Below are 23,755 nucleotides of genomic sequence, written 5' to 3'. Positions count from 1 at the left end.
ATGGAACATTATCTTAGTTTATTTGTGCGTTCTATTTTCATCGAAAATATGGCGTTAGCTTTCTTCTTAGGCATGTGTACATTCCTTGCTGTATCGAAAAAAGTTAAAACATCAATGGGTTTGGGGGTCGCGGTTATCGTAGTATTAGGGATCTCTGTACCCGTTAACCAAATCATCTACTTTAATCTATTAGCACCTGGTGCGTTAGGTTGGGCTGGTTTTCCAGAAGCCGATCTTAGCTTCTTAGGCTTTATCACCTTTATCGGTGTTATCGCGGCTTTAGTACAAATTCTAGAGATGGTATTAGATAAATACTTCCCTGCATTGTACCAAGCCCTCGGTATTTTCTTACCACTTATTACCGTTAACTGTGCCATCTTTGGTGGTGTGTCGTTTATGGTTCAACGTGATTATAACTTACTTGAATCAGCGGTTTACGGTATTGGTAGTGGAGTCGGTTGGACATTAGCGATTGTTGCATTAGCGGGTATCCGTGAAAAAATGAAATACTCAGACGTGCCAGATGGTTTACGTGGTTTAGGTATTACATTTGTAACAGCTGGCTTAATGGCATTAGGTTTCATGTCATTCTCAGGTATCCAACTATAAATATTTAGATCGTTGTCATTTAGGCCAACTTCGGCGTCGGAACTGCTCATTTATACTGATAAATTGCGTGCTTTCTTGTTGAATTTAACTTAACTGATTTAGCTCTAAAAATTTATTAATAAGATGTTTTAGCTTAATTGAATTTCGGAGGTGTTTTTCACCTCCCCAAAACAAGGAAAAAGTCGATGGAAATATTTCTCGGCGTTGCCATGTTTACCATTATTGTACTTGCTTTAGTTGTTATTATTTTAGCAGCAAAAGCGAAATTGGTGAGCACAGGTGACATTACAATTGCTGTTAATGGTGATGCAGATAAAAGCATCAAAACGCAAGCGGGTGGTAAGTTACTTGGTGCGTTAGCAAACTCTGGTATTTTTGTATCATCTGCCTGTGGTGGCGGTGGTACGTGTGGTCAGTGTCGCGTTAAAATAAACGCGGGTGGTGGTGATATTCTACCAACTGAACTTGACCATATCAGTAAAAAAGAAGCAAAAGAGGGCGAGCGTTTAGCTTGTCAGGTAAGTGTTAAAGAAGACATGAACATTGAGCTACCTGAAGAGATCTTCGGCGTTAAGAAATGGGAATGTACGGTTATCTCTAATGGTAACGAAGCAACATTTATTAAAGAACTTAAACTACAAATTCCAGATGGTGAAACCGTTCCGTTTAAAGCGGGTGGTTATATCCAAATTGAAGCGCCTGCGCATCATATCAAATATAAAGATTTTGATATTGAAGAGCAGTATCGTGGGGATTGGGAACACTTTAAGTTTTTCGATTTAGAGTCAAAAGTGGATGACGAAACGATTCGTGCATACTCAATGGCTAACTACCCAGGTGAAGAAGGAATCATCATGTTGAACGTGCGTATTGCTACGCCGCCACCACGTGATCTGTCTTTACCTTGTGGCAAAATGTCATCTTATATCTTTAGCTTAAAAGCGGGTGATAAAGTGACAATTTCTGGTCCATTTGGTGAGTTCTTCGCTAAAGAATCTGAAAATGAAATGGTATTTGTCGGTGGTGGTGCTGGTATGGCGCCAATGCGTTCGCATATCTTTGATCAGTTCCGTCGTTTACATACAAAACGTAAATGTAGTTTCTGGTACGGTGCACGTTCTAAGCGTGAAATGTTCTACGTAGAAGATTTTGATACTATCGCGAGAGAGAATGATAACTTCGAGTGGCATGTTGCGTTAAGTGATCCGCAGCCTGAAGATAACTGGGAAGGTAAAACAGGCTTTATTCACAACGTTTTACTTGAAAATTACCTTAAAGATCATGAAGCGCCAGAAGATTGTGAATTCTACATGTGTGGTCCTCCTGTCATGAACTCTGCTGTTATCTCAATGCTGAAAGAGTTAGGTGTTGAAGATGAAAACATCATGCTAGATGATTTCGGTTAATCAACAGTGATTAATCAGATAACTAAATGGCTAGCCTTAATAGGGCTAGCCTTTTTTATTTCATCCTGTAGTCAACCTGAGCAGAAGATTGTTATTCTCGAAGGTAGTACGATGGGGACTTATTATCGTGTCACCATGGTGTTGGATCCTGCATTACAAAAAGATGTTGATCACACAGACACTCAATTACAAACAGAGATAGATAAAAAACTAGAGTTAGTGAATGATCAAATGTCGACCTATCGACCTGATTCTGAACTATCCCGTTTTAATAAAGCGCAAGCGTCATTAACGGTCTCGCCAGAAACGGCTTATGTAGTACAAGCATCATTAACGCTGTTTGAGCAATCGCAAGGCGCCTTTGATGTAACTGTGGGTCCTTTGGTTAATCTATGGGGATTTGGTCCTGATAAAAAGCCAACCAAAGTGCCAAGTACCGAGGTGATACAATCGCGTCAAAAATTTGTTGGCAGCCAATACTTGAGTATTCGTGGTAATACGCTTTATAAAACCATTCCTGAATTATACGTCGACTTATCGTCTATCGCTAAAGGCTATGGCGTCGACGTTGTTGCTGAATATCTACAAGAAATTGGCATAAATAACTACTTAGTTGATATTGGTGGAGAACTGCGTGCAAAGGGTAAAAAGCCGGGTAATAAACAGTGGACATTGGCTATTGAGCGACCTAGTGCTGGTCAAAATGTACAACGTTTAATTCAGGTTGGTGATAATAGTATTGCGACCTCTGGTGATTATCGTAACTATTATGAGTATGATGGTATTCGTTACTCTCATACGATTGATCCGAAAACGGGTAAGCCGATTAATCACAAATTAGTATCTGTCACGGTTATTCACGAAAGTAGTATGATGGCTGATGCTTTAGCTACTGCCATTACAGTGCTTGGGCCTGAGGATGGTTTTGTTTTTGCAGAAAAGAATAACCTAGCGGTATTTTTAATTGTAAAACAGGGCGATGAATTTGTTGAACATGTCAGTGCTGAGTTTAAGCCTTACTTAATAGAGGAAAAATGATGATCTATTTTATTGCTACCTTTGTGGTATTTTTATTAGTGTTTACAGCGATGGCAATTGGTTATATTTTCAATAAAAAAACCATTGGTGGAAGTTGTGGTGGCCTTGCTTCTGTTGGCATTGAAAAGTCTTGTGACTGTGATGACCCCTGTGAAAATCGTAAAAAGAAAAATGCAGAGGCTGAGCGGATTGCTAAATTTAAAAGCGAAGGGCAAATACTTTAAAAACTTATAGTCATTAGTTGTCAGTTATTAGTCGTTAGCTAAAAACTAACTACTAATAACTATCCTCTATCCTCGGTTTTTCTGTAGCCATCTATCTAAGGCATTTGCGAATGCCTGTTTCTCTTTATCTGCAAATTTAGACTGGCCACCTGTATTTTGCCCAATATCACGCATTTCCTGAGCAAAGTTACGCATTGCTAGGCGTTGACGAATATTCTCCGGAGTATAAAGTTCTCCGCGTGGGTTAAGCGCTGTAACACCTTTCTCTACTATTTCTGCAGCTAGCGGAATGTCCTGTGTTATCACTAGGTCATGCTTCTCAACATGTTGCGAAATATAGTTATCTGCGACATCGAAACCTTGATCGACCTGTACGGTTTTAATGAGTGCTCTACGCGGAACTGGAAGAGGACTGTTCGCTACAAATACCAACGCAGTACTTGTACGTTCGCTAGCGCGTATTACCATTTCACGAACAGGAACCGGGCAGGCATCTGCATCTATCCAAATTGTCATCTGTTTTACCTGTGTATAAAAGAGGTAGATATTTTATACTGGAACACCCTAGCAGTCACCATTCAATCAATTTTATTCAGTCGCGAGGTATATCATTAGATGCAATAAAGGGAGCTGGAAATATGTGATAAAGATATTAATTACTGGTTTAGTTTGTAAAGGTTTTATATTTTTGTTAAATAGATGTTGACACTCTTTTTTAGCCATATATACTCTTTACCAGCTTGAAAGTTCGTTTTATATTTATGTTCAATTGTTCCGTATTATGTACCGAATCCTATACTTCATAAGTAATAGCAACACTTCTAGCAAAAATGCCTTGGTTTTCAAGGTTAAATTACTCAAAAATTAAATAGGATGACTATTATGTCTACAACTACTACTGGTACAGTAAAATGGTTCAACGAATCTAAAGGTTTTGGTTTCATCGAGCAAGAAAACGGTCCTGACGTTTTCGCACATTTCTCTGCAATCGCAAGCACTGGTTTTAAAACTCTTGCTGAAGGCCAAAAAGTACAGTTTACTGTTACTCAAGGTCAAAAAGGTCCTCAAGCAGAAAACATCGTAGCTCTTTAATATAGCTTCGATGGACTTTAATTAGTCCATTCTGATTGAATAGAAGGTAATCCTAAGGGGTTGCCTTTTTTTTTGCCTATAAGAAAGTTATTAGCTGTCAGCGATCAGTTGTTAGTTAAAAGTTAAGACTCCTCACACTAACCACTGACTATTAACCGAGCGGTAAAATAACCGTAAACGTACTGCCTTTACCGATTTCACTGGTTACCTTTAATTCGCCATTATGCTGGTGAATGATAGAGTAACTTATTGATAATCCGAGTCCTGTTCCGCGGCCCAAAGCTTTGGTGGTGTAGAAAGGAGTGAAAATATCAGTTAATTTACTGATCTCAATTCCACAACCCGTATCCGATACTTCGATGTATAACTTGTCTTGCTTATTATGGGCTTTAATAAAGACTACCTTTTCTTCACTCTCTTCTACCGCATCTTTAGCGTTAATAAGAAGGTTAACCAAAACCTGTTCAATTTGAATCTTATTGCATGAAATAGTGGCTAATGAAGTGGGTAGTATCTGGCGTAACTCCACATTATCTTGATTATATTGGTTGATAACTATATTTATGACATTTTCAAAAATCGTTGCGGGCGCTTGCTCTGTATAATTATCAAGTTCACTGTTCCTAGCAAAACTGCCGACTTGTTTAACTATTTTTTCTATCCGCTCTACTTGATAGATGATTGAGCGGAAGCTTCTATCAACTTTTATATAATTTTTGTTTTTTAAGTTATCTTGGCATATTTCTGCGTGGATACAGATAACTTGCAGCGGTTGATTTATTTCATGGGCGATGCCTGCTGCTATTTCCCCTAATGATGAGAGCTTATTGGACTGCACTAATCTTGATTTGCTCGCAGTAAAGTCTTTATTGATTGCTGATAAATGTAATTTATAAGCCGCTAACTCCTGCTTCACTCGCCTATTGTAGGAGACTAAATAAAACAATTGAGAAAAAAAGATAGACAATAATATACCGATGTATAAAACGTATTGATAAAAATGGTATTGCTGTAATGGCCAAACCATTAATTTCCAGTCATACCCTAGCAGAGGAATATTCGACTGTTGTTTAATATCATGAATCATTATATTTTCTGGCAATACGCTATATATTGCTCGCCCACTTTCTGAGAGTGAGAATGGGGATGATATTTGGTGCTTTGCTACCTGATTATCGAGTAGTGTTGTGATATTGAGTGTAGCTTCTAAGTAGCCTAAAAGCTTTTTATCATAAAAAATGGGAGCGTGGAGATAAACAATGGTTTGATTGTCTTCTCGGGTTTTATGGGCACTGAGGTAAGTTGCTTTTTTCTCATTTTGGTTATGATTGAGCGTTTGAAGATGCTTTGCTTGCTGTAACAGCTCGGGTAATGTTGCAAAATAGCGTTGAGCATCACTGTCTATAGTGAGTGTCGGTTGTTTTGCTAATAAATAAATATTGAGGTTACTGAAGTTAGGCAGTAGCTCAATAAGGGTATCTACCTCAGTTTGCCAATTATCATTGATATGTTCAATGCTTTTCCAGCGTTGGGCTGCGACAGATAACTGTTGAGCATGCTGTGATATCTGCTGCTGAATGTTATGCGTAATCGCTTGGCTGTGAAGCATCAGCTCTCTGTTTTGAGTTTTTATTTCAATCTGTTGAACGTTTTTAGTGATGATATAAGTGGCGCTTAATCCAATAAGAAAGATGAAAATACTATATAGATTCGATTTCAACTTAGTTCCTTATCTCTGTATAATGGCTGCAAAATTAACGGTAGATAATATAACAAAACCGATTAGATAATCGCATTAAGCTAACGCTTTTAAAAATACAGTCAAGGAATTTAGATGTCAGAGCAAGGTTTTACTACAAAAATAGTTCATGCAGACCATTCACTTAATTTAGAAGCTGGCGCTGTCCATGCTCCTATCCATAATTCGGTTCCGTATGGTTTTGAAGATGTTCAAGGCTTAATTGATGTCTTCCAAGGACAACCTGGCCACGCTTATGCTCGTTCATCAACACCGACATTAGATGCGCTATGTAAAAAAATTCAAATGATGGATGATGGTGTTGCAAGCGCTGTATTTTCATCAGGTATGGCTGCGATTGTTAATACGTTTTTAACGCTATTAAAAGAGGGCGATCACCTTATCTGTAGTCGTTTTCTTTTTGGTAACACAACTAGCTTATTGAATACTTTAAAAGGTTACGGCATTGAAGTGACGCTTGTTGATGCAACCGATATTGAAGACGTTGTTAGTGCGAAGCAATCAAATACACAAATGGTGTTTGTTGAAACGATTGCTAACCCTGTGACACAAATTAGTGCGCTTGCTGAGATTGGTGATTTTTGTGAATCGCAAGGGTTAGTGTATGTTATTGATAACACTATCACTTCTAGCTACCTTTTTAACGCAAATTCAGTTAAAGCAAGTTTGATCACCACATCGTTATCTAAATATGTTGCAGGCCACGGCAATGCAATGGGTGGTTCAGTCACTGATACTGGTCTATTCAACTGGGAAAATTACGCCAATATTTTTGATGGTTACCGTAAAGGTGATAGCCAACTTTGGGGTATCAGCCAGATCAAAAAGAAAGGTTTACGTGATATGGGGGCTTGTTTGAGCTCTCAAGGCGCACATCTTATCTCTGTTGGCAGTGAAACCATGGAGTTACGAATGGATCGTCAATGTCATAATGCAATGGTCTTAGCTGAGTTCTTACAGGCACATCCAAAAGTTGAAAAAGTGTATTACCCAGGCCTAACAGAGCATCCTCAACACGACCGTGCAAAACAGCTTTTTTCTGGCTTTGGTGCGTTATTAAGCTTTGATTTAGTTGATGGGTTAGATTGTTGTGAACTGCTTAATAAACTTAATGTTGTCATCAGTGCGACTCACTTAGGTGATAACCGTACCTTAGCATTACCCGTTGCACCAACTATCTACTTTGAGATGGGGCTACAACTACGACAAGAGATGGGCATTAGCGAAAATATGATCCGTTGTTCAATTGGCATCGAGAATACGGCGGATTTAATCGCTGATTTTAAACAAGCACTTGCTTAAAAGGTAGGTTGCCCCAAAAAAGAGACATGAAGTCTCTTTTTTTGTATAAGGATATTATGAAAGCAATTATATGTATGCTGCTGCTATTTAGTCAGTCAGTTGCCTGGGCGAATAACAGAGATACCGATGAACTCGGTCGTTCGCTTGCTAATTACCAAATCTGCAGCCAGATATCTAACGATATCAATGATCGTGAAATGCTTATTTATTATCAGAAAATGCTCAATGATATACGTTTATCAATATTGCACTTTAAAGCTACCGACGCTACTGAGGTTTATTTAGCTTGGGATAAAAGTGAGAAAGTCTTGTTGAAAGTAGGCATGCAGAATCTACAAAAAATTTGTTTGAGTCGTTTTGATGCCTTATCTCGGCAGATGACCGCTAACTAGCATGGTTATTTAGGGGAGGGGTATAGCCACTGGCGATAGTGGCTATTGAGTTATCAATAAGCGTAATTCAGCTTAGTAGTCGTCAGACTCTTTCACTTTACCCCAGATATCTTTAGGGTTTACGACTGCTTCTGTTACCGCTTCATCAGCAGTAACTTCTACTTCTACTGATACTTCAACTACAGGTGCTTTTAGTGCCACTTTAGGGGCTTGTTTAAATTGTACTGCAGCAGGCTTTTCTTCAACAACCGTTGTTTCAACTGGTTTTGATTCTGCTCTTTTTACACGGATAATGTTGCCAGCTAATTTGAAACCATTTAAGTTTTTAACTGCGGCTTTAGCATCACCAGGCTTAGGCATTTCAATAAAACCAAAACCTTTTGATTTTCCTGTTTTAGCGTCTAACACTAAATTACACGACTGCACTTTGCCATGCTCACTAAATAAACTGATTAACTTTTCTTCTGTTGTTGCCACAGCAAGATTACGTACTAATAATTTCATAAAACACCATTTTTGATTAAAACATTTTCAGCTAGCTATATTAGCATATATTTTAACAATGATACTGACTTGCTTTAGTGTTGTTTGCAGAGAGATGGGGGATGTTGTTGAAGTGCTTTGTTATCAGTTCATTAGCTAACTAGCAAATAGAACAATAATTAACACTATAAAAAATAAGCATCGTGTCATGCGAACATATTTCATCGAACGGAATATATGCCTTTCCTTACTTGTGTTTTTTTAATTATACGAGTACGCCATAGGTTGATAATAAATGAATTGCTGATCTTAATTTGCTATAGTTGCGCACATTCGAAAAATCGAACCCTATTAAAAATATTTGTGTGCATATGCGTGTACATATTAAGAGAATTTAAATAATGGCAGACACTAAGTTCCTAGAGGAAGTCAACTCTAGACGTACATTCGCAATCATCTCTCATCCAGATGCGGGTAAAACCACTATTACTGAAAAAGTATTACTTTTCGGAAACGCGTTACAAAAAGCGGGTACGGTTAAAGGTAAGAAATCAGGGCAGCATGCTAAATCAGATTGGATGGAGATGGAAAAAGACCGTGGTATTTCGATTACGACGTCTGTAATGCAATTTCCTTACAATAACTCTATTGTTAATCTTTTGGATACGCCTGGACATGAAGATTTCTCGGAAGATACTTACCGTACGTTAACAGCGGTTGATTCATGTTTGATGGTTATTGATGCAGCGAAGGGTGTAGAGCAACGTACTATTAAATTGATGGAAGTAACACGTTTGCGTGATACGCCAATCATTACTTTCATGAATAAGTGTGACCGTGATACGCGTGATCCTATTGATCTGATGGATGAAGTAGAGGACGTTTTAAATATTGCTTGTGCACCTATTACTTGGCCTATTGGCATGGGTAAAGAGTTTAAAGGTGTTTATCACCTTTTACGCGATGAAGTGATTTTATATTCAACAGGCCAAGGTCATACGATTCAAGAAGTACGTATCATTAAAGGGCTTGATAACCCTGAGTTAGATGAGGTATTACCACTTCATGCGGATGATTTACGTGAAGAGATGGAGCTTGTTGTTGGTGCTTCTAATGAATTCGATTTAGAAATGTTCTTAAGCGGAGAATTAACGCCGGTTTATTTTGGTACAGCGTTAGGCAACTTTGGTGTTGATCATGTATTAGATGGCTTAACTGAATGGGCGCCAAAACCACTAGCACGTATCGCAAAAGAGCGTGTAGTAGAACCAACAGAAGAAGAGTTCTCTGGTTTTATCTTTAAAATTCAAGCGAATATGGACCCGAAACATCGTGACCGTATCGCATTCATGCGTGTTTGTTCTGGCAAGTATGAAAAAGGCATGAAAATGCTACACGTACGCACGGGTAAAAAGGTAAGTATCTCTGATGCGGTTACCTTCATGGCTGGTGATCGAAGTGCAGCAGAAGAAGCGTACCCTGGTGATATTATTGGTTTACATAATCACGGAACAATTCAAATAGGTGATGCATTTACATTGACAGAATCACTTAAATTTACGGGCATTCCAAACTTTGCACCGGAGATGTTCCGTCGTATTCGCCTTCAAGATCCACTTAAGCAGAAACAGCTTTTAAAAGGCTTGATGCAACTATCGGAAGAGGGTGCTGTACAAGTATTCCGTCCATTACGTAGCAATGACCTTATTGTTGGTGCGGTAGGTGTACTACAGTTTGAAGTGGTTGTACAACGCTTGAAATCAGAATATAAGGTTGATGCTATCTATGAAGGCATTAATGTAGCAACCGCACTTTGGGTTGATAGTGACGATGACCAAAAAATGGCTGAGTTTGAGAAAAAAGCTTACGATAACTTAGCATTAGATGGTAGTAATAACTTAACCTATGTTGCGCCTACAATGGTAAATCTAAACCTTGCGATTGAGCGTTATCCTGCGGTTAATTTCCGCAAAACACGCGAGCATTAATTTACCAACAAATTAAAAGCCTAACTTAGTTAGGCTTTTTTTATGAGAGCATAATGAATAAAACGCTGTTATGGATGACAGGTACGATATGCTCATTTACGCTGATGGCTGTTGCCGGGCGCGAATTAGGTAATCTCAACACCTTCCAAATTTTATTCTTCAGAAGTTTATTAGGGCTGATCGTTATCAGTTTAATCATTTTCTCAATAAACAAGCAGCAGTATTTTAAAACCACACAGTTCAAAGGTCATATCTTACGCAATCTATTTCACTTTTTAGGCCAATATGGCTGGTTTGTGGGATTAGCGACTCTTCCGCTAGCACAGGTTTTTGCGATTGAGTTTACGGTGCCTTTTTGGACTGCCATCATCGCCTCTATTTTTCTCAAAGAACGTTTAAATAGTAGTAAAATAATCGCTATTATTGTTGCTTTTATTGGGGTGTTATTCATTGTTAAGCCATCGGTTACCCATATTGACAATGCATCATTGATTGTCCTTGCTGCTGCTGTTTTTTATGCTTGTGCACATAGCACCACTAAAATGCTCTCTAAGAATAATCACGCGTTGACGATACTTTTTTATATGTGCCTGATTCAGTTGCCATTAGGTGGTGTATTAATGTTATCCCATTGGACTGCACCAAATTTAGTAGAGTGGGGCTGGATTGGTGTTGTATCACTCGCGGCATTAACGGCGCATTTCTGTATGACCAAAGCGATGCTCACCAGTACAGTCACTACGGTCGTTACCCTCGATTTTATGCGTTTACCCTTAGTCGCGATTGTGGCGTTTTTGTTATATCAGGAGCCTTTCGGATTGTTATCAATATTTGGCACAGTACTTATCTTCTGCGCTATGCTATTAAACTTTAAAACGCCCAAAGTGAATCGTTAGCAATTAGGAGAAAAGATGTTTATTGATAGTCACTGCCACCTTGATTTTGACTGTTTTAGCGATCACATAGAGGCATTGCTTAAGCAGTTAAATCAAGCCAATATTACTAAGTTGATCATACCTGCCACACAAGAAAATCGCTGGACAAAGTTAGAGCAACTCTGCACTCACTATTCTCCCTTATATTATGCACTCGGCATACATCCGCATTTTTTAGCCTCTTTCCAAGAGCAAGATTTAACGATATTAGCGGCTAAGCTTTCAACTCGCAGTAAAAAATGTATTGCGCTTGGGGAGATAGGGTTAGATAAATTTGCGGCGGCTGATGATGCCTTACAAGAGTCCGTTTTCTTGAAACAGTTGGTGATAGCACAGCAGTTGCAACTACCTATTATTTTACATTGTGTCAAAAAGCAAGGGCGGATTTTAACCTTGTTGAAGCAGCAAAAATTTATGCACGGTGGTGTATACCATGCATTTTCGGGCAGTATTGAGGTTGCCCATGAATTTATTAAATTAGGTTTTAAACTAGGCATTGGTGGCGTTATCACCTACCCTAACTCTACAAAAACCAGAGAAACGGTCGCTCAATTACCCATTGAATCTTTGATTTTAGAAACTGATGCGCCAGATATGCCGCTTTATCAACAGCAAAGCACAACCAATACACCATTGAATATTATTACTATTTTTAATGTTTTAAGTGAATTACGCCAAGAGCCAAAATCACAGCTTGCCACACAACTTTACACTAATGTGTGTAATATATTTCCGTTATCCAATGACTAATTTACAAAATAAGCGTAAAATAAGCCCCTTTTTCAAATAGTTTAAATTTAAGGTGATTTTCCATGGTTCAATATCCGATGACTGCAACTGGTGCTGCTGCGTTACGCCGCGAACTTGAGCAATTAAAAAATGTAACTCGCCCAGAGATCGTTGCTGCAATCGCAGAAGCCCGTGAACATGGTGATCTTAAAGAGAATGCGGAATATCACGCAGCACGTGAACAGCAAGGTTTCTGTGAAGGACGTCTTCAAGATATCGAAGCAAAACTTTCTAATGCGCAAATTATTGATATCAGTAAAATTGCAAATAATGGCAAAGTGATCTTTGGTTCAACAGTGACTATTGTGAATGTGGATACCGATGATGAAGTGACTTACAAAATTGTAGGTGATGATGAAGCCGATATTAAACTAAATCTAATCTCGGTAAGTTCGCCAATCGCGCGTGGCTTAATTGGTAAAATGGTTGATGATGAAATCTCGATCAAAACGCCAGGTGGCACCATTGATTATGAAATCATCAATGTACAATATATTGCTTAATCTACTCTCTTAAGCACAAAAAAGCCCAGATAAACTGGGCTTTTTTAGCTGCAAAGTTAAGATTAAAAATCACTTACGTGGTAAGTCAACTTTCTTTTCTTCACTTTGACGGTATAACACGACGATGTGACCAATTTTTGCTACATTAACTGCTTCTGTTTCACGAACAATCGCATCAATAATTAGTTGTTTCATCTCACGGTCATCAGTTGCAACTTTAACTTTGATTAACTCGTGGAAATTAAGGGCATTCTCAATCTCTGCAAGTACACCTTCAGTTAGGCCATTTTGACCAAGTAGCACAACAGGTTTTAGTGGGTGTGCTAAACCTTTTAAGTGTTTCTTTTGTTTATTTGATAGATTCATACAAATTCTTTCATTTTAGGGGTTGAAAACAAGCCATTCTACCCTTAAATAATATCTTTTACTATTTATAACTATACGAGAAATCCTCATGGGCAAAAAAGTTAACGCTGGCGAATCAAAACCAGGCGTATTAAAAAAGAGTAACTCGGGTAGCTCTAAACGCTGGATGCAAGAGCATGTTAATGATTTCTATGTAAAAGAAGCCAATCGATTAGGCTTACGTTCTCGTGCTGTGTTTAAGCTCGAAGAGATCAATAATAAAGATAAATTAATTAAATCGGGCATGACAGTTGTCGATTTAGGTGCCGCGCCAGGTAGTTGGTCACAATGGTGCGTGGATACAGTTGGTTTAAATGGTAAAGTCATTGCTTGTGATATTCTTGCGATGGATTCTATTGCAGGTGTCGATTTTTTACAGGGTGATTTCCGTGAAGACGATGTATTAAACGCCCTGTTATCCCGCATTGGCGACAGTAAGGTCGATGTAGTGTTATCTGATATGGCTCCTAATATGAGTGGTAATGCTGCGATGGATCAACCTAAATCAATGTACCTTGTTGAGCTTGCCTTAGAAATGTGTCGAGATGTTTTGGTGAAAGATGGCAGTTTTATCGTCAAGGTATTCATGGGCGCTGATTTCGATAATTATATGCTTGAAGTTAAGAAACACTTTAAAGTAGTAAAAACACGTAAACCTGAATCTTCACGTGCTCGCTCTAGAGAAGTGTATCTCGTAGCGACCGGGTTTAAAGGTTAAATATATTCTGACTGTTTTGGTGATTTGCATTTAGTTGTTTTTAAACAACTAAGCTATCCTCTATATATTCAACTAGAGTAATGTGGCTTAGTTCTTAATATATACGGATAACTTTGTAAATTTTACTTTATATGGTCATTTTATGGCAACTATCTTGTGGCGACTCTTTTTAAACTGTAGTAGTCTAACAATTGAATTTTTATTTATTAACATGAGGTTTACATCTTGAACGATATGGCAAAAAACCTAATATTGTGGTTGGTTATCGCAGTTGTTTTAATGTCCCTATTCCAAGGGTTTGGTGGCGATAGTAACAAACAGAGCGCAATGGACTATACAACCTTTAATAAAGAGGTTAGCCAAGGGCAAATTCAACAAGTTCTGATTGATGGTCAAGTGATTAAAGGTGTAAAAACCAATCAAAGTACATTTGAGACCTATATTCCAGCGCCTGATCTTGATTTAATGAACTACTTAATCAAGCACAATGTAAAAGTAGAAGGTACTGCACCAGAAGAAACAAGCTTCTTAGCATCTATCTTTGTTTCTTGGTTCCCAATGTTACTGCTAATTGGTGTATGGATATTCTTCATGCGTAATATGCAAGGTGGTGGCAAAGGTGGCGCAATGTCCTTTGGTAAGAGTAAAGCCAAATTGATGGGTGAAGACCAAATCAAAACTACTTTTGCTGATGTTGCTGGTTGTGACGAAGCAAAAGAAGATGTTAAAGAGCTGGTTGATTATCTAAAAGACGCGACTAAATTCCAAAAGTTAGGTGGACGTATCCCTACTGGTGTTTTATTAGTAGGTCCTCCTGGTACGGGTAAAACCTTGCTTGCTAAAGCGATTGCTGGCGAAGCGAAAGTACCTTTCTTTGCGATTTCAGGTTCTGATTTTGTTGAGATGTTTGTGGGTGTTGGTGCATCACGTGTACGTGATATGTTTGAGCAAGCAAAGAAATCTGCACCTTGTATCATCTTTATCGATGAGATCGATGCCGTAGGCCGTCAACGTGGTAGTGGTGTTGGTGGTGGTAACGATGAGCGTGAACAAACGTTAAACCAATTATTGGTTGAGATGGATGGTTTTGAAGGTAATGAAGGTATTATTGTCGTTGCAGCTACAAACAGACCTGATGTATTAGATGCCGCATTATTACGCCCAGGTCGTTTTGACCGTCAAGTGGTGGTTGGCTTGCCTGATGTACGTGGTCGTGAACAGATCTTAAATGTACATATGCGTAAAGTTCCTTTAGCGGATGACGTAGAAGCAAAAATTCTAGCGCGTGGTACACCTGGTTTCTCAGGTGCTGATTTAGCAAACCTTGTGAATGAAGCCGCGTTGTTTGCAGCTCGTTCAAATAAACGTACGATTACCAAAGAAGATTTCGAACAAGCACGCGATAAAATCTTAATGGGATCTGAGCGTCGTAGCTTGGTAATGCGTGAAGAAGATAAAGAATCAACTGCTTACCATGAAGCGGGACATGCAATTGTGGCTAAATTAGTGCCACAGCATCATCCTATTCATAAAGTAACAATTATTCCACGTGGTCGAGCGTTGGGTGTGACACAATTTTTACCAGAAGGTGATCAAATTAGTCAAAACCGCCAAGAGCTTGAAAGTAGTATCGCAGTTGCTTACGGTGGGCGAATTGCTGAAGAGCTTATCTACGGTAAAGACCGCGTTTCAACCGGTGCATCGCAAGATATTAAACAAGCATCTGCGATTGCTCGCGCAATGGTGACGGAGTGGGGCTTCTCAGAAAAATTAGGTCCAATTCTATTAACTGCTGAAGCGAACTCATTACGTTCAAATACGGTTTCCCATGAAACGGGTAAATTGATTGATGATGAAGTACGTAGTTTCATTGAAAGTAACTATCAACGTGCTTTCAAATTATTAACTGACAATCTTGATGTATTACATGCAATGAAAGATGCGTTAATGAAATATGAAACGATTGATGCTTTACAAGTAGATGACTTAATGGCGCGAGTTGAAGTACGTGCTCCTGCAGGGTGGGGAGACGAAAAGACTGAGCCAGCTAAAGAAACAACTGAGCCTAAAGCGGCAGTTGTAGAAGAAACGGTTAAAGCAGAAGAGACTGTATCTGAAGAAGTTGTGCAAGATGAACCTGTTGTTGCTGAAACAGAAGAACCGGTCATTACTAAAGCTGACTCTGAGCAGAAAAAAGAAGATAAATAACCTCGCAGTTATTTAAACATCAAAAAACCTAAGCTTGCTTAGGTTTTTTTTTAATTTAAAAATGAAAGGCATTCGTATTTATGCAATTGCAAAGTGGACATAAGACACTTGATTTAAGCACACCTCAAGTAATGGGGATTTTAAATGTTACTCCAGACTCTTTTTCCGATGGTGGAAACTTTTCCAATATTGATAACGCATTAATTCAAGCAACAAAAATGGTTGAGCAGGGCGCTACTATTATTGATATCGGTGGTGAGTCTACTCGCCCCGGTGCCGCTGATGTTGCAACTCAGGAAGAGTTAGATCGTGTATTGCCTGTGATTGAAAAAATATCGCAACAGTTAGATTGCTGGATCTCTATCGATACCAGTAAAGCTTCAGTAATGACCGAAGCTGTAAAAGCAGGGGCTAATATTATCAATGATGTTCGTGCTTTGCAGGAACAGGGGGCACTAGAAGCCGCAGTTGCAGCACAAGTACCTGTATGCTTAATGCATATGCAGGGAGCACCTCGTTCAATGCAAACTGCGCCACATTATGAAAACCTATTGGGAGATGTTGAAAGTTTTTTATTGGGGCGTGCTGAGACCTGTATCAACGCTGGCATTAAAAGAGATAATATAATATTAGATCTCGGCTTTGGCTTTGGTAAGCAGTTGAAGCATAATTTTGAACTGCTCGCAGCAACTAAACAATTTGTTGATTTAGGGTACCCGTTGTTAACCGGTGTTTCACGTAAATCAATGTTTGGGCATTTATTGAATCGTGATATAAATGAACGTCTTGCTGGAAGCTTGGCTGGCGCATTAATCGCAATACAGCAAGGTTCACAAATAATTCGAGTACATGATGTGGCTGAAACAGTTGATATCATCAAAGTATTACAACAAGTTAGCGCTTTTAACAAAAAATAATAAGAAGATTAGACATGAAAAAAAGATATTTTGGTACTGATGGTATCCGTGGAAAAGTAGGTGAGTCCTTAATTACACCTGAATTCGCACTTAAATTAGGTTGGGCTGCAGGTCGCGTATTAGCAAAATCAGGATCTAAAAAAGTATTAATTGGTAAAGATCCGCGTATCTCTGGATACATGCTAGAGGCTGCATTGCAGGCAGGTTTAACCGCTGCTGGCTTACGTCCTGTTTTAATGGGCCCAATGCCGACTCCTGCTATTGCCTACTTGACACGTACTTTCCGTGCAACTGCTGGTATCGTGATCAGTGCTTCTCATAATCCATTTTATGATAACGGCATTAAGTTTTTCTCGGACGAGGGTATCAAGCTCTCAGAGCAGAATGAGTTAGACATTGAAGCTGAGATTGATAAACCCCTTATATGTGTTGATTCTAGTGAGCTAGGTAAAGCGTATCGTATTAATGATGCAGCTGGGCGTTATATTGAATTTTGTAAGAGTACTTTCCCATCAAAGTATGATTTAAGTGGTCTTAAAATCGTAGTGGACTGTGCTCATGGTGCAACTTATCACATTGCACCGATGGTGATCAGTGAGTTGGGTGCTGATGTGATTGCGATGGGCGTTGAACCAGACGGCCTTAATATTAACTTAAATTGTGGCGCAACAAGCATGCAAGCGGTCTCTGAACGTGTCGTTGCAGAGCAAGCTGACTTTGGTATCGCTTTTGATGGTGATGGCGATCGTGTGATGATGGTTGATCATACCGGTTACGTGTTAGATGGTGATGAACTGCTTTACATTATTGCACGTGATAAGTTGCGAACTGGCAAACTTAAAGGTGGTGCAGTGGGTACAACTATGTCTAATTTAGGGTTAGAGCAAGCGCTAAAAACATTAGGCATTCCATTCGATCGCAGTGATGTTGGTGATAAACATGTAATGGAATTAATGGTAAAAAATGATTGGTGCATTGGCGCCGAAAATTCTGGGCACGTTATATGTTCAGATCTTTTACCAACTGGTGATGGTATTGTTTCTGGCTTACAAGTGATGAGTGCAATGTGTGGTAGTCGTATGACACTAAATGAACTACGCCAAGGCATAAAAAAATACCCACAAATTCTCTTAAATATCAGATTTAATAATGAAATCGATCCACTTCAAGATGAAGAGGTATTAGCCGAGGTTAAAGCTGTTGAAGCGTTATTAGAAGACAAAGGGCGTGTCTTGATTCGTAAATCAGGCACTGAACCTGTTTTCCGCGTGATGGTTGAAGCGGATGAAAAATCAGAGGTTGTGCAGGCTTATGCACAACAAATTGCAGATAAAGTTAAAGCGTAACTTGCTCTTTTGCATAAAAAACAAGCGAATAAGCTATTAAAGCAATAAAAGATTAAAAATGTCAGTTTATTGTCTTGTGGTTTGGGCCTGTTTTCAGTATTATTCGCCCGCTCTACTATTAGAGTGGGTAAGTTTCTAAGGAATATTAGGTATATTTTTATGTATGAAATACTGTTAGTCGTTTATTTAATTGTTTCAATTATTCTTGTTGGTTTCGTTTTGATTCAACAGGGTAAAGGTGCCGGTATGGGTGCTTCATTTGGCTCTGGTGCGTCAAATACAGTATTTGGTGCAGGTGGCGCGAGTAACTTTATGACAAAGACAACTGCACTTCTTGCTGTAGCCTTTTTTGTGTTAAGTCTTGTACTTGGTAACTTATCTACTAATAAAGTATCAGCTGATGATGCTTTCTCTGACCTAACAGTTGAACAAGCTGTTGAAGTGCCAGTAGAAGTAGATACCTCAACTCAAATTCCTGAGTAATAAAGTTTTAAAAAATGCGGATGTGGTGGAATTGGTAGACACGCAGCCTTGAGGGGGCTGTGGCTTAGGCCGTGAGAGTTCAAGTCTCTCCATCCGCACCAATTTTAAACCCAAAGTAACTGAGTTACTTTGGGTTTTTTTATATCTAATGCTCCCATCTTTTTCACGCAACTGATTTTCCTTGTGGGCACTTTACGAAGTGATGCAGTGCTACAAAAATAAGCATTGCTTAGCGACTAAAATCTGTTTATAATTCGCGCCATTAAGCGAACTGTAAATAAATATTTAACAGTTTGGCCATTCAGACCATTGGTTTTCACTCCAGGTCTCGCTTGTTTTATGCAAGCAACTGAATGAAGCTCCAATTTATTGGGGCTTTTTTGTTATTTACCTATCTGAAAAGCTCAAATAGGTAAGAAAAGATTAGGGCTATATGCCCTTTTTTTGTTTCTGAACCTAAATAATTAGGTATAAAAAGGGGATAGATTTGGCAAGTTTAGAACAACGATTAACTGAAATGTTTACACCAAGTGTAGAAGATTTAGGTTATGAATTAGTGGGTATTGAATATATCCGTGCAGGCAGTCACTCAACACTACGTGTTTACATTGACCAAGATGCGGGCATCTTAGTTGATGATTGTGCTGCTGTTAGCCGTCAAATCAGTGCGCTGATGGATGTTGAAGATCCAATCACTAATGAATACACATTAGAGGTTTCATCACCAGGCCTAGAGCGCCCTCTATTTAGTGCTGCACATTATGCTGCATTTGCTGGTGAAGAAGTAAAAATACAACTACGTATGCCAATTCAAAACCGTCGTAAATGGAAAGGCATTATCGACAGTGTTGAAGGCGAAATAATTTGTGTAAACGTTGATGGAACGCTTGAACGCTTTGCATTGAGTAACATCCAGAAAGCGAATATTGTTCCAAAATTTGATTAATTAAGGCGATGAAAGATGAATAATAAAGAGATTTTATTAGTCGTAGAAGCGGTATCTAACGAGAAAGGTCTTCCACGTGAAGCAATCTTTGAAGCACTAGAGAGCGCATTAGCGATTGCAACAAAAAAGAAATATGAGCAAGAGATTGAAGTACGTGTTGTTATTGACCGTGAAACGGGTGATTTCGAAACGTTCCGTCGTTGGTTAGTGCTAGCGCCAGATGCTGATATGGAAAACCCATGTTCAGAAATGACGTTCGAAGCAGCTGAATTTGATAACGCAGAGATTCAAATCGGTGAGTACATCGAAGATGAAATCGATTCTGTTAAGTTTGACCGTATTACGACACAAACTGCAAAACAAGTAATCGTACAAAAAGTACGTGAAGCTGAACGAGCTCAAGTAGTTGAGCAATATGCAGAGCAAAAAGGTGAGTTAATCACGGGTGTGGTAAAACGCATGAATCGTGAAAACATCCTGCTTGACCTTGGTGGTAACGCTGAAGCGGTTATCTTCCGTGACGAAATGTTACCTCGTGAAAATTTCCGTCCAGGTGATCGTTTACGTGGTTTGTTATTTGATGTTCGTCCAGAAGCACGTGGCGCACAATTATTTATGACACGTACACAACCAGAGATGTTGATTGAGCTATTCCGTTTGGAAGTGCCAGAAATTGCTGAAGAGATGATCGACCTAATGGGCGCTGCTCGCGATCCTGGTTCACGTGCAAAAATTGCAGTAAAATCAAACGACCAACGTATTGACCCAATTGGTGCTTGTGTTGGTATGCGTGGCGCACGTGTACAAGCTATCTCTAGTGAGTTAGGCGGCGAACGTGTTGACATCATCCTATGGGATGAAAATCCAGCGCAATTTGCAATCAATGCAATGTCGCCAGCTGAAGTTGCTTCTATTGTTGTTGATGAAGATACGCACAGTATGGATATCGCAGTTGAAGAAGAAAACTTAGCACAAGCGATTGGTCGTAACGGTCAAAATATTCGTTTAGCATCTGAGCTTACTGGTTGGGTATTAAACGTAATGACAGTTGCAGAGCTAAAAGCGAAGCACCAAGCTGAAGCTGATTCTGTTATCACGGTATTCACTGAATCACTTGAAGTTGATGAAGATTTTGCTGCTGTATTAGTTGAAGAAGGTTTTACTTCATTAGAAGAGATTGCCTACGTACCAGTTAATGAGCTACTTGCAATCGAAGGCTTTGACGAAGATATGGTTGAAGAGCTACGTACACGCGCTAAAGATGTTTTAGCAACAAAAGCGTTGGCGGTAGAAGAGAATCTAGAAGGTGCTAAACCTGCTGATGATCTACTTGCTCTTGAAGGCTTGGAACCTCATCTTGCATTTGTATTTGCAAGTAAAGGCGTTATCACACTTGAAGATCTTGCAGAGCAAGCGGTGGACGACCTAATTGAGATTGAAGAATTAAACGAAGAAAAAGCGGGTGAGCTTATTATGGCTGCACGTAACATCTGTTGGTTTAGCGAAGATGCTGAATAAGCACAGATAGGAGAAAATAATGTCAGATATTTTATTAAATGAGCTTGCAAAAGAGCTAAACAAATCAGCAGAAACGCTGGTTAAACAATTTGCTGATGCAGGTATTACTAAAAATGCATCGGATAAAGTAAGTTTAGCGGAAAAAGAAACACTAACGACTTACCTACAAAAGCAACATGGTGGTGAGCAAAAGAAAAAAATGACACTACAACGTAAAACTAAAACAACGTTAAACGTTAAAGGTCAATCTGTGAATGTTGAAGTTCGTAAAAAACGTACTTACGTAAAACGCACTGATACAGAAATTGCAGCTGAAAATGAAGAAAAAGCAGCAGAAGTAGCTGCTGAACAAGCTTTATTACAAGCTGAAGTAGATGCACAAAAAGCAATTGCTGAAAAAGCACAAGCTGAAAAATTAGCGGCTAAAAAAGAAGCTGATGAGAAAGCGAAAAAAGCAGCAGCTGCAAATAAAGAGAAGCAATCTACAGTGAAAGTTGAAAAGACAGCAGAACAAATTGAAGCTGAAAAAGAAGCTGAAGCGCTACTTAAAAAAGCGGATAAAGAAGCAACTGCAAAAGCTGAAAAAGAAGCTGAAGAGTTAACTGAAGTAGCGAAAAAATTAGCTGAAGAAAATGCAGAACGTTGGGCAAAAGAAGAAGCTGAACGTAAACGTTTAGAAGCGGCTCAAGATTTCCATATGACTTCTTCTAAAGAAGCGCAAGCAGCGGAAGATGCTTCTGATACGAAAGCTGAAGGTCCAAGCCGTCGTAAGAAGAAGAAAAAAGCACCTGCACCAGTTCCTGCTGCACAAGGTCGTCGTGGTCGTCGTGGTAAAAAATCACGTGTTGCTACACCTTCTGCTCTTCAACAAGCATTTGAAAAACCAGCTGCACCTGTTGAACGTGATATTAAAATTGGTGAAACAATTACCGTTGCTGAACTTGCTAATAAAATGGCAGTTAAAGCCGTTGAAGTTATCAAAGAGATGATGAAGATGGGCGCTATGGCGACTATCAACCAAGTTATCGACCAAGAAACTGCAACATTAGTAGCAGAAGAGATGGGCCACAAAGTTATTCTAACTAAAGAAAATGAGTTAGAAGAATCAGTAATGGCTGAAGCACAACAAGGCGGAGATAAAACATCTCGCGCACCTGTTGTTACTATCATGGGTCACGTTGACCACGGTAAAACATCACTACTAGATTACATCCGTCGTGCAAAAGTTGCAGATGGTGAAGCCGGTGGTATTACACAGCATATCGGTGCTTACCATGTAGATACTGATAAAGGTATGATTTCATTCCTAGATACTCCAGGACATGCTGCCTTTACATCAATGCGTTCACGTGGTGCTAAAGCGACAGATATCGTTGTACTAGTTGTTGCTGCCGACGATGGTGTTATGCCACAAACAATTGAAGCGATTCAGCATGCTAAAGCTGCTGGTGTTCCGCTAATTGTTGCAGTAAACAAAATTGATAAAGAAGGTATTGACTTAGATCGCGTTAAAACTGAGCTTTCTCAGCATGACGTTATCTCTGAAGAGTGGGGCGGTGACAATATCTTCGCACACGTTTCAGCTAAAGTGGGTACCGGTGTTGACGCGCTACTAGACAGCATTTTGCTACAAGCTGAAATGTTAGATTTAGAAGCGGTAGCAACAGGTCCTGCATCAGGTGTTGTTATCGAATCTCGTCTTGATAAAGGTCGTGGTCCAGTTGCTTCTATCCTTGTACAACAAGGTCAATTGAAGCAAGGCGATATCGTTCTTTGTGGTCTTGAGTACGGACGCGTTCGTGCAATGCGTGATGAGAATGGTAAGCCAATCGAATCTGCTGGTCCTTCGATTCCAGTTGAAGTATTAGGTCTTTCTGGTGTACCGCAAGCGGGTGATGAAGCGTCTGTTGTTAAAGATGAGAAAAAAGCTCGTGAAGTTGCGCTTTACCGTCAAGGTAAATTCCGCGATATCAAACTTGCTCGTCAACAGAAAGCAAAACTTGATAACATGTTCTCTAACATGGAAGCTGGCGAAGTTTCTGAACTTAACATCGTACTTAAGTCTGATGTACAAGGTTCACTTGAAGCGATTACTGAATCACTAAACAAACTATCTACTGATGAAGTTAAAGTAAACATTATCGGTCGTGGTGTTGGTGGTATTACAGAAACAGATGCATCTTTAGCATCGGCTTCTGGCGCAATCGTAATTGGTTTCAACGTACGTGCTGATGCATCTGCGCGTAAATTGATTGATAACGAAGCGGTTGACCTGCATTACTACAGCATCATCTACGATCTAATCGATGAAGTTCGTTCTGCTATGGGTGGTTTATTATCACCTGAGTTCAAACAAGAGATCACTGGTATTGCTGACGTACGTGAAGTCTTCAAATCACCTAAGATTGGCTTAATCGCTGGTTGTATGGTAACTGAAGGTAGCATCAAGCGTAACAACCCTATCCGTGTATTACGTGAAAACATCGTAATTTACGAAGGTGTGCTTGAGTCTCTACGTCGCTTTAAAGATGACGCAGAAACAGTACGTAACGGTATGGAATGTGGTATCGGCGTTAAGAACTACAATGACGTACGTGTTGGTGACCAAATCGAAGTATTTGAAATTATTGAAGTTAAACGTACTCTTTAATTTAAAGTCAGCATAATTTGAACAATGGAGGCTGTGTGCCTCCA

At 39.3% G+C, this 23,755-nt stretch carries 23 protein-coding genes and 1 tRNA gene; 20 read left to right on the top strand and 4 right to left on the bottom strand.

All coding sequences use genetic code 11. The features are described 5' to 3' along the window. From nqrE to nqrM, 4 genes are all read left to right on the top strand, one after another. Nucleotides 1-609 carry an NADH:ubiquinone reductase (Na(+)-transporting) subunit E gene (gene nqrE, locus QQK09_RS01780; RefSeq protein WP_284202392.1) on the top strand — a complete coding sequence of 203 codons (609 nt, stop codon included), beginning with the start codon at nt 1-3 and terminating at the stop codon, nt 607-609. Nucleotides 610-794: 185 nt separating this feature from the next. Continuing rightward, a complete protein-coding gene (gene nqrF / locus QQK09_RS01775; RefSeq protein ID WP_284202391.1) occupies nt 795-2,015 on the top strand; it encodes an NADH:ubiquinone reductase (Na(+)-transporting) subunit F in 1,221 nt (406 codons plus the stop codon). Between the two features lie 6 nt (nt 2,016-2,021). Then, nucleotides 2,022-3,053, top strand: coding sequence for an FAD:protein FMN transferase (locus QQK09_RS01770; RefSeq protein WP_284202390.1), 1,032 nt, complete (start codon nt 2,022-2,024; stop codon nt 3,051-3,053). Then, nucleotides 3,053-3,277 (top strand): (Na+)-NQR maturation NqrM, encoded by a 225-nt coding sequence (nqrM, locus tag QQK09_RS01765; RefSeq protein WP_284202847.1) that lies wholly within the window; start codon nt 3,053-3,055, stop codon nt 3,275-3,277. Before QQK09_RS01770 ends, nqrM begins: the two co-directional genes overlap by 1 nt. A 66-nt stretch (nt 3,278-3,343) precedes the next feature. On the opposite strand, the gene QQK09_RS01760 is transcribed toward nqrM, so the two are convergent. Continuing rightward, complete coding sequence (locus QQK09_RS01760; RefSeq protein WP_284202389.1) at nt 3,344-3,793, bottom strand: YaiI/YqxD family protein; 450 nt, start codon at nt 3,791-3,793, stop codon at nt 3,344-3,346. A 366-nt stretch (nt 3,794-4,159) separates the two neighbouring features. On the opposite strand from QQK09_RS01760, the gene QQK09_RS01755 reads away from it, so the two are divergent. After that, nucleotides 4,160-4,369 carry a cold-shock protein gene (locus QQK09_RS01755; RefSeq protein WP_028866731.1) on the top strand — a complete coding sequence of 70 codons (210 nt, stop codon included), beginning with the start codon at nt 4,160-4,162 and terminating at the stop codon, nt 4,367-4,369. 151 nt (nt 4,370-4,520) lie between these two features. Here QQK09_RS01755 and QQK09_RS01750 read toward each other — a convergent pair whose 3' ends face one another. After that, nucleotides 4,521-6,089, bottom strand: coding sequence for an ATP-binding protein (locus tag QQK09_RS01750; RefSeq protein WP_284202388.1), 1,569 nt, complete (start codon nt 6,087-6,089; stop codon nt 4,521-4,523). 114 nt (nt 6,090-6,203) lie between these two features. Here QQK09_RS01750 and QQK09_RS01745 point away from each other — a divergent pair, with 114 nt between their 5' ends. Together QQK09_RS01745 and QQK09_RS01740 are read left to right on the top strand one after the other, a co-directional pair. Beyond that, entirely contained in the window at nt 6,204-7,430 is a 1,227-nt protein-coding gene (locus tag QQK09_RS01745) for a cystathionine gamma-synthase family protein (RefSeq protein ID WP_284202387.1), read from the top strand. Between the two features lie 56 nt (nt 7,431-7,486). Further along, on the top strand, nt 7,487-7,822 hold the full coding sequence (locus QQK09_RS01740) for a hypothetical protein (protein ID WP_284202386.1): 336 nt from the start codon (nt 7,487-7,489) through the stop codon (nt 7,820-7,822). A 72-nt stretch (nt 7,823-7,894) separates the two neighbouring features. Here QQK09_RS01740 and QQK09_RS01735 read toward each other — a convergent pair whose 3' ends face one another. Continuing rightward, nucleotides 7,895-8,326 carry an RNA recognition motif domain-containing protein gene (locus tag QQK09_RS01735; protein WP_284202385.1) on the bottom strand — a complete coding sequence of 144 codons (432 nt, stop codon included), beginning with the start codon at nt 8,324-8,326 and terminating at the stop codon, nt 7,895-7,897. A gap of 380 nt (nt 8,327-8,706) precedes the next feature. On the opposite strand from QQK09_RS01735, the gene prfC reads away from it, so the two are divergent. From prfC to greA, 4 genes are all read left to right on the top strand, one after another. Further along, nucleotides 8,707-10,293 carry a peptide chain release factor 3 gene (gene prfC / locus QQK09_RS01730; RefSeq protein ID WP_284202384.1) on the top strand — a complete coding sequence of 529 codons (1,587 nt, stop codon included), beginning with the start codon at nt 8,707-8,709 and terminating at the stop codon, nt 10,291-10,293. Between the two features lie 53 nt (nt 10,294-10,346). Beyond that, on the top strand, nt 10,347-11,189 hold the full coding sequence (locus tag QQK09_RS01725) for a DMT family transporter (RefSeq protein ID WP_284202383.1): 843 nt from the start codon (nt 10,347-10,349) through the stop codon (nt 11,187-11,189). A gap of 15 nt (nt 11,190-11,204) precedes the next feature. Continuing rightward, entirely contained in the window at nt 11,205-11,978 is a 774-nt protein-coding gene (locus QQK09_RS01720) for a TatD family hydrolase (protein WP_284202382.1), read from the top strand. A gap of 62 nt (nt 11,979-12,040) precedes the next feature. After that, nucleotides 12,041-12,520 (top strand): transcription elongation factor GreA, encoded by a 480-nt coding sequence (gene greA, locus QQK09_RS01715; protein ID WP_284202381.1) that lies wholly within the window; start codon nt 12,041-12,043, stop codon nt 12,518-12,520. Between the two features lie 69 nt (nt 12,521-12,589). On the opposite strand, the gene yhbY is transcribed toward greA, so the two are convergent. Beyond that, nucleotides 12,590-12,886: a ribosome assembly RNA-binding protein YhbY gene (gene yhbY, locus QQK09_RS01710; RefSeq protein ID WP_284202380.1), complete on the bottom strand. Its 297-nt coding sequence runs from the start codon at nt 12,884-12,886 to the stop codon at nt 12,590-12,592. Nucleotides 12,887-12,974: 88 nt separating this feature from the next. On the opposite strand from yhbY, the gene rlmE reads away from it, so the two are divergent. The 9 genes from rlmE to infB all read left to right on the top strand — a co-directional run bounded on the left by rlmE (nt 12,975) and on the right by infB (nt 23,711). Then, complete coding sequence (rlmE, locus tag QQK09_RS01705) at nt 12,975-13,643, top strand: 23S rRNA (uridine(2552)-2'-O)-methyltransferase RlmE (protein WP_284202379.1); 669 nt, start codon at nt 12,975-12,977, stop codon at nt 13,641-13,643. Nucleotides 13,644-13,868: 225 nt separating this feature from the next. Beyond that, nucleotides 13,869-15,851 carry an ATP-dependent zinc metalloprotease FtsH gene (gene ftsH / locus QQK09_RS01700; protein ID WP_284202378.1) on the top strand — a complete coding sequence of 661 codons (1,983 nt, stop codon included), beginning with the start codon at nt 13,869-13,871 and terminating at the stop codon, nt 15,849-15,851. Between the two features lie 80 nt (nt 15,852-15,931). Next, entirely contained in the window at nt 15,932-16,768 is an 837-nt protein-coding gene (gene folP, locus QQK09_RS01695) for a dihydropteroate synthase (protein ID WP_284202377.1), read from the top strand. A 14-nt stretch (nt 16,769-16,782) separates the two neighbouring features. Continuing rightward, entirely contained in the window at nt 16,783-18,114 is a 1,332-nt protein-coding gene (gene glmM, locus QQK09_RS01690) for a phosphoglucosamine mutase (RefSeq protein ID WP_284202376.1), read from the top strand. A gap of 159 nt (nt 18,115-18,273) precedes the next feature. After that, nucleotides 18,274-18,597 (top strand): preprotein translocase subunit SecG, encoded by a 324-nt coding sequence (gene secG / locus QQK09_RS01685; RefSeq protein ID WP_284202375.1) that lies wholly within the window; start codon nt 18,274-18,276, stop codon nt 18,595-18,597. Between the two features lie 16 nt (nt 18,598-18,613). Next, a tRNA-Leu gene (locus tag QQK09_RS01680) sits at nt 18,614-18,698 on the top strand. A 386-nt stretch (nt 18,699-19,084) separates the two neighbouring features. After that, nucleotides 19,085-19,543: a ribosome maturation factor RimP gene (rimP, locus tag QQK09_RS01675; RefSeq protein WP_284202374.1), complete on the top strand. Its 459-nt coding sequence runs from the start codon at nt 19,085-19,087 to the stop codon at nt 19,541-19,543. Between the two features lie 15 nt (nt 19,544-19,558). Next, nucleotides 19,559-21,061 (top strand): transcription termination factor NusA, encoded by a 1,503-nt coding sequence (gene nusA, locus QQK09_RS01670; RefSeq protein ID WP_284202373.1) that lies wholly within the window; start codon nt 19,559-19,561, stop codon nt 21,059-21,061. Nucleotides 21,062-21,080: 19 nt separating this feature from the next. After that, on the top strand, nt 21,081-23,711 hold the full coding sequence (gene infB, locus QQK09_RS01665) for a translation initiation factor IF-2 (RefSeq protein ID WP_284202371.1): 2,631 nt from the start codon (nt 21,081-21,083) through the stop codon (nt 23,709-23,711). The last annotated feature ends 44 nt before the right edge of the window (nt 23,712-23,755 follow it).

The sequence above is a fragment of the Psychromonas marina genome (assembly GCF_030161115.1).
Classification (GTDB): Bacteria; Pseudomonadota; Gammaproteobacteria; order Enterobacterales; family Psychromonadaceae; genus Psychromonas; species Psychromonas marina.
The sequence above is the reverse complement of the archived record's forward strand: the minus strand, read 5'-3'. Positions and strand labels throughout refer to the sequence as shown.